At 44.1% G+C, this 7,333-nt stretch carries 6 protein-coding genes; 2 read left to right on the forward strand and 4 right to left on the reverse strand.

All coding sequences use genetic code 11. From position 1 onward, the window contains the following. Window positions 1-4: 4 nt before the first annotated feature. Window positions 5-2,656, forward strand: a complete 2,652-nt coding sequence (locus B3J29_RS12505; protein WP_286965716.1) for a Lon protease family protein — start codon at window positions 5-7, stop codon at window positions 2,654-2,656. An 84-nt stretch (window positions 2,657-2,740) separates the two neighbouring features. Here the strand turns inward: B3J29_RS12505 and grxD are convergent, their stop codons facing one another. Beyond that, window positions 2,741-3,082, reverse strand: a complete 342-nt coding sequence (grxD, locus tag B3J29_RS12510; protein ID WP_004782624.1) for a Grx4 family monothiol glutaredoxin — start codon at window positions 3,080-3,082, stop codon at window positions 2,741-2,743. A 160-nt stretch (window positions 3,083-3,242) separates the two neighbouring features. On the opposite strand from grxD, the gene B3J29_RS12515 reads away from it, so the two are divergent. Next, the gene (locus B3J29_RS12515; protein ID WP_034702061.1) at window positions 3,243-4,454 is read left to right on the forward strand and encodes an aspartate aminotransferase family protein; all 1,212 of its coding nucleotides are present in this window, start codon (window positions 3,243-3,245) and stop codon (window positions 4,452-4,454) included. 57 nt (window positions 4,455-4,511) lie between these two features. Here the strand turns inward: B3J29_RS12515 and B3J29_RS12520 are convergent, their stop codons facing one another. The 3 genes from B3J29_RS12520 to surE form a co-directional block, all read right to left on the reverse strand. Further along, on the reverse strand, window positions 4,512-5,441 hold the full coding sequence (locus B3J29_RS12520) for a LysR family transcriptional regulator (protein ID WP_104426307.1): 930 nt from the start codon (window positions 5,439-5,441) through the stop codon (window positions 4,512-4,514). 91 nt (window positions 5,442-5,532) lie between these two features. Beyond that, window positions 5,533-6,372: a peptidoglycan DD-metalloendopeptidase family protein gene (locus B3J29_RS12525; RefSeq protein WP_104426308.1), complete on the reverse strand. Its 840-nt coding sequence runs from the start codon at window positions 6,370-6,372 to the stop codon at window positions 5,533-5,535. Between the two features lie 107 nt (window positions 6,373-6,479). Then, a complete protein-coding gene (gene surE / locus B3J29_RS12530; RefSeq protein WP_005234998.1) occupies window positions 6,480-7,256 on the reverse strand; it encodes a 5'/3'-nucleotidase SurE in 777 nt (258 codons plus the stop codon). Between the last annotated feature and the right edge of the window lie 77 nt (window positions 7,257-7,333).

Below are 7,333 nucleotides of genomic sequence, written 5' to 3' on the forward strand. Positions count from 1 at the left end.
AACAGTGACTCAGAGACTCGATCAAATTCATTCTTCAATTTCAAGTAATACAACTATATCTCAACAAAACATCAGCTCCGACCTACTTATCTCAGCCTTTGAACAAAGCGAAATTACACCAACCCTTGAAAAGACATGCCTGAAACCGGCACAACTGACGCGTATTGCCGATCCGGATAAAATCCCGGCATCGACCAAGCGAATCAAGCCTTTAAATAATTTTCTAGGCCAGGACCGTGCCCGTGCTTCGGTTGAAGCTGGTATTGCCCTGCCATATTCAGGCTATAACATCTTTGCGGTGGGTACAGCAGGACTCGGCAAACGCACTATGGTGAAGCGTTTGTTGCAGCAACATGCCAAAACCATGCAAACGCCAAATGACTGGGTCTATGTCAATAATTTTCAGAATCCTCGTCAGCCTATCGCACTGGAATTTCCAGCTGGTCAGGGACCCAAGTTTCAGACGATGCTGCATCAAAGCTGGCAATCCATTCTAAAACAGCTGGAGCGCCGTTTTACTACAGAAAACTATCACAACCGGATTGAAATGATTCGTCAGGAAACGGGTGATGAACAGCAACTCGCACTGATCGAATTGACCCGTGAAGGTGAAGAACTCGATCTGAAATTGATTTCTCGCAATGATGAACATTGTTTTGTACCGATTCATCTGAAAGATGACAAAGTACAGGAAATGTCTCAGGAAGATTTGAATGCTTTAAGCAATAAAGATCGTGCTGAAATCGCGTCAAACATGCGTTACATGGACAAGAAACTGGAACGCCTAGGTCTTCATTTAGGCGATCTGGAAGATGATGCGCGTGACCGTGTTCAAGTATTGAACCGTGATATCGCTAAACAGGTGGTCATGCCACGCGTTGAGCAGATGCTGACTAAATTCAAGCATGTCGAAGGTCTAGAACAATATCTGAAGCAATATGCTGAAGACATTATTAATAATGTTGAAATTGTACTGGAACAGGAAGAAGACGATTTTACCCCTGCCCAGTTCAGCCGCGTACCAGCGCGCTTTCAGGCCAATGTGATCGTCACCCATAAGCCAAATAGCGGTGCACCCGTTATTTTTGAAGATTTCCCGACGCATTATAATCTATTGGGTCATGTAGAACAGCTGACCCAAAATGGCACCATTACTACAGATTTCACGCTGATCCGTCCCGGCTCCTTGCATAATGCCAATGGCGGTTTCCTGATGCTTGAAGCTGAACAGTTACTGGAACAACCTTATGCATGGCAAGGTTTGAAACGTGCCTTGAAATCTGGGCATCTCAAGCTTTCATCTTTAGAGCATATGCTGACTCTCACCGGTAGCATTTCCATTGAACCAGCTTCTATTCCGCTGAATATCAAAGTGGTGCTGCTGGCAGAGCCAGAAATTTATTATGAAATTCTGGAACTTGAACCAGAACTAGGCAGTATCTTTAAAATCCGTGCTGATTTTACCGATACCTTGCAACGTAATGATGAAAATGAGCAAGCCTATATGCAGCTCATTGCTGACTATGTGCAATCAGATAAATTATTACCATTTGACCGTTCTGCATTATCTGCCCTGCTGACCGACTCAAGCCGTCAGGCTGAAGATCAGAGTTCCCTGTCACTACATGCATTAACGCTGGGCGACCTGATTCGTGAAGCGCATCATCATGCATTCGAAGCGGGTGATAAGATGGTGTCAGAAAAGCATATCAATACCGCACTGGATCATCGTAAATATCGCTTAGGCTATTTACGTGAGCTATTCTGGCAAGATCTGACCCGTGGCACTCAACTGATTGAAACTCGCGGTCATCGTTTAGGCCAAATCAATGCGCTGTCTGTGATTCATTATGCAGATGTTGAATTTGGTCTACCTTCACGCTTAACTGCTTCTGTATATCAGGGTGGCGGTGATATTCTGGATATCGAACGTAGCGTAGAACTTGGCGGTTCTTTACATGCCAAAGGCGTGTTATTGATGGCCTCTTTTCTAAAAGCACATTTTGGCCGCGAACAGACCCTGCACTTCTCTGCCGCTTTGGCTTTCGAACAGAGTTATGGTCAGGTGGATGGTGACAGCGCGACAGTCGCTGAACTTTCAGCGCTTATTTCTGCGATTAGTCAGTTACCGATTGACCAGTCCTGGGCGATTACCGGTTCCATGAACCAGCTTGGTCAGGTGCAACCGATTGGTGGAGTTAATGCAAAAATTGAAGGTTTCTTCGATGCCTGTAAGCTGCAAGGCCTGACAGGTAAGCAGGGTGTGATTATCCCACGACAAAACATGCAGCATCTGATGTTACGTAAAGATGTTATTGCTGCAGTCGAAGAAGGTCAGTTCCATATTCATGCCATTGATAATATCGCGCAGGCTTTGGAAATTCTGATGGCACGTCCGGTCGGGACTATGGACAAGAAAGGCCGTTATAGCAAAAACTCGATCTTTGCTGCTGTGATGGAACAACTCGAATACTGGCAAGCCATTGAAGATGGTGCCGAGTTTGAGGAAGAACCTAAGAAAAAGAAAAAAAAGAAGAAAAAGAAAAAAGATAAGGCGCCTATAAAGGAAGTTCTGACCGATCCAGATACCTTAGCTGAGGCCTTGGTTGCTGAATCAAAAGAACTGGAAAAATCTGAGGATCAGGCAGAAGATTAATTCTGCCCCCTCCTCACTATTCACCCATAAAAAAAGCGCTTCTTTCGGAAGCGCTTTTTCATATCTATCAGTTTAATCCAAGGATTAAGCTTCAGGTGCTGGACTGTATTGCTCTACTAAAGGCTGTAATTCACCTTTTTGGAACATTTCTAGGATGATGTCACTACCACCGATCAATTCACCATTGATCCAAAGTTGTGGGAATGTCGGCCAGTTCGCAATTTGTGGCAGAGTTGCACGAATATCTGGGTTTTCCAGAATATTAACATAAGCAAATGGACGACCAATTTGACTGAGTGCTTCTACCGCACGTGCAGAAAAACCACATTGTGGAAATTGTGGTGTGCCTTTCATATAAAGAAGTACTGCGTGCTTGGCAATTTGGTCACGAATTAACGCTTCGGTATCGCGTGCTTGTTCAGTCATTGATAAATCCTCAACTAATCTGTCTCGCATTATACCCAAAACAGAGAAAAACAGTACGTCTAAAGTAATAAATCCATTTTTATTTACAATTACCCTTTAAATCTGACCAAGTTTTTGCTTATATAAGTTTTTCTTTCCACCTAACAGTAAAGAGTTAGTCATGAACAATATTACCCTCGCTCCGGTACAAACTGATCAACCTTCACATTTGATGCCAGTCTTTGGTCGTCAACCGATCAGCTTTGTCCGAGGACGAGGTGCATATCTTTATACCGAAGATGGTACAGAGTATTTAGATGCCTTAACTGGGATCGCCGTTTGCGGTTTGGGTCATGCTCATCCAGTGATTGCTGAAGCAATTGCGGAACAGGCTGCAACCCTGATTCATACCAGCAACCTTTTTGAAGTGCCTTGGCAAACTGCTGCTGCACAGAAACTGGCTGAAGTCGCTGGCATGGAAGAAGTTTTCTTCTCCAACAGTGGTGCAGAATCGAACGAAGGCGCCATCAAAATTGCGCGTAAATTCGGTCATATGCAAGGTATTGCGTCACCAAAAATTATTGTAGCTGACAAATCTTTTCATGGCCGTACGCTGGCAACCCTGTCTGCAACCGGTAACAAAAAAGTTCAACAAGGCTTTGGTCCATTGGTTGAAGGCTTTATTCGTGTACCTTTTGGTGATATTGAAGCCATTGAAGAAGCTGCAATTAACCATCCGGATATCGTGGCTATTCTGGTTGAACCAATCCAAGGTGAAGGTGGTGTCAATACAGCACCGCAAGGCTTTAGTTACCTGGAAGAAATCCGTCAGATCTGTAATCAGCACAACTGGTTGATGATGCTGGATGAAGTACAAACAGGTAATGGCCGTACCGGTAAATATTTTGCTTATCAGCACACCAATATTGTGCCCGACGTATTGACGACTGCTAAAGGTCTGGGCAATGGCTTCCCAATTGGTGCCGTGATGACTCAAGGTCGTGGTGTCGGTGTTTTAACTGCGGGGAATCACGGTTCTACTTATAGCGGTACTGCATTGGGTTCACGCGTGGTTTATACCATCATCGATATTATGCAAAAAGAAAATATCGTAGCCAATGCCGCTGAAAAAGGTGCATATATTGTTGAGCAGTTACGTAACCAGCTTGCAGATCATCAAGTGACTGTACGCGGATTCGGTCTGATGATTGGGATTGAGTTGCCTAAAGACTGTGGTGAGCTTGTGGATATTGCACGCGATGAATACAAAACCATTATCAACGTGACTGCAGGTAATGTCGTTCGTCTGTTGCCTACCCTGAATATTACACAGGAACAGGCCGATCAACTGATCGAGCGTTTAGTGAAAATGATCAAGGCCTACCTTGCTTAAGTCTATCTTGAAAAACAAAAAAGCCGCTTTAAAGCGGCTTTTTTGTTTATAGGGAATTTATGATGCGACTTGCAACAAACGTCCACCAGAGATCTGGCTAAAATATTGTTTCAATGCATCCAGACAGCGCAGGACTTTAGTCGGTTGCTGTTCTCGATTAGGCATAACTGCATAAAGGGTGACTGGCGGAAGTTTCCATTCAGGCAAGACTTCAATCAGTGAACCATTTAATAAATCTTTTTTAACATCAAGATATAAAATCTTGGCAACCCCGTTGCCTTGCAGGCACATGGCTTTTGCAACCAAGCTGTTATTGGTACTAAAGCGTGAGCTTAGTTCAAATTCAACCTTTTCTGTGCTATGCACATGCTGAAAACTGAAATTCTGATGATTTTTAATATGCGTTAAAGGCAAAACATCATGGTGTTTCAGGTCTTCAGGACGCGAGATAATTGCGGTCTGGTTAATATAGCTTGGCGCAGCAACAAGAATCTGTTCAATCTGCATTAATGGCACAACCTGAAGGTTGTGGTCATCATCGTTCTGGTCAAATCGCAGGGCAATATCAATACGCCCTTCCAACAAATCAACCTCATGATTGTTTGTTTCCAGGTGGACTGTCAGGCCACGGTGTGCGGACATCCAGTGAGAAAGTGCAGGAATCACATGATTCGCACACACTTCCGGTAAGGATACAATACGAAGTTCACCAACAAGATCGTCACGTAACTCGTTAATGCGAACCTTTCCACGCTCAGCAGCAGACAACATTTCCTGGCAGCTGTGAAAAAAAGCTTGTCCCGCTTCGGTCAGACTTAATTTTCTCGTAGAACGATTTAGAAGTACAACTTCCATATCCTGTTCCAAAGAGCGAATTTGTTGACTCACGGCGCTGGTTGTAATCCCTAACTCACGTGCAGCACCGCTAAACGAGTTCTTTTCCACAACACAAGCAAAGACACCCATTGCTCGAAGTTGATCTAACATAAATTCCCCTCTAAACTTATGAGATGCTTCATCTTTTGATAAAAGCAACTCATTGTATTATACGGTGAAATTCACGTTTTGCATTATTTATTTAATTATTTGGTAAAACTGTTGTTGGATTAATCGGTTTTCCGTCCAAGCGAACCTGAAACTCAAGCATAGTGCGGGTTGTACCAGTCGCCCCCATCTCGGCAATTTTTTGACCAGCCGTTACATTTTGGCCACTTTTCACGCTTAATTTGCTGTTATGCGCATAAGCGGTGATATAGCCATTAATATGTTTAACTAGTACCAGATTACCATATTCCTTCAGGCCATCTGCTGCGTATACCACCTGCCCATCTGCTGCAGCAAAGACCGGATCTCCGACATTACCGCCATAACGGGTACCTTTGATATTTGCGGCCAGATCATAGTTTTGTAATACCGGACCATTTGATGGCTTGACCCAACGTAATCCTGCTGCTGTCGATACTGGGGTAATCGGTGCGGAAGTAGTGGTGGCAGGTTTTGGCGTAGTCTTAACAGTTGTTGGAGCGGGAGTGGTTGGCGCTGGAATCGCAATCGTTTGACGCTGAATCGGTGAAGCTTGGGTAACAGGTTGAGTCGCTGTAGTACGGCGAGCGGTAGTGTTATTTTTCAGGCGAATCGACTGACCCACATAAATACGATACGGCGGAGCAATATCATTCATCTCTGCCACACTGATATAGCTCAGACCATAACGTGCAGCAATGCCACTCAAAGTATCCCCAGAGCGTACCGTATAGAAGTCAGGCGCTGCGGCATAGCGGGTCATATTATTGACCTGAGGTTTAGTGGCACAACCAGTAATAATCATTGTGGAAACAACCACAGTGGACAAAACCAGAGTTTTGATGAAGCTGGATGGTGAAGCATGAATGAAGTATTTCGGTGACACCAAGGACATTATCTTCCTCTCTAACATCTATACGGTTGCAAAAACCCAGTAAGATTAGCAAAGTTTTACTACAATATACTTGTAAGCTTTCATTTTTCACAAACTTATAACATTCATTAGATTTTATTTAGAATCTGGGCTTGCAAAGTGTGAAGTGTGTCATAGTTTGTGGCATCCATCTGAATTGGCGTCACGCTTACATAGCCATTGGCAATTGCAAAAAAGTCTGACTCGATTTCAGTTCCTTTATGTTTTGGCATTGCGACTGCTTCACCCGATAGCCCAATCCAGTAAACCTGGCGACCACGTGGATCTACATGACTGGTAATCGGCTTGGACTGGCTACGGCGTCCCTGAAAGGTCACTTTAGTTCCTTTCAGCTCAGCCATATCAGGAATATTCACATTAAAAATATGACGTTCAGGCAAAGTCGGCAAACCTGCCGCGATAAAATCATGTACCCATTGCGCTGCAATGCGATAATCTTCTGGCAAGGTATAAGATCGAACGTTTTGCCCACATAGAGAAACTGCCAATGCAGGTTGTTTGGCCAGACGGCCTTCAAATGCGGCACCCACCGTCCCTGAGTACAGCACATCATCTCCCAGATTGGCACCACTGTTAATGCCGCTGACCACCAGATCGAATTCAACATCAAATAAACCATTCATGGCCAGATAAACACAATCTGCTGGCGTACCATTCACTGCCCATACATCGGGAGAAATCTGGATTGGTCTTAATGGTCGGTCTAAAGTGAGTGCACTGGAAAATCCGCTACGTTCACTTTCCGGAGCTACCACCACAACGCGTCCTAAAGGTCTCAAGGCCTGCGCCAATGCCTGTATACCCGGTGCAAAAACACCATCATCATTTGAAATTAATATATTCACTGCAAAATCTCGTTGAGCTAAAAAATGACTCGCTAGGACATTTCATTGTATTAGTTCAGGAATTATATATATTTGTA

It is taken from the genome of Acinetobacter sp. UBA5984 (assembly GCF_002429925.1).
In the GTDB taxonomy this organism is placed as follows: domain Bacteria; phylum Pseudomonadota; class Gammaproteobacteria; order Pseudomonadales; family Moraxellaceae; genus Acinetobacter; species Acinetobacter variabilis.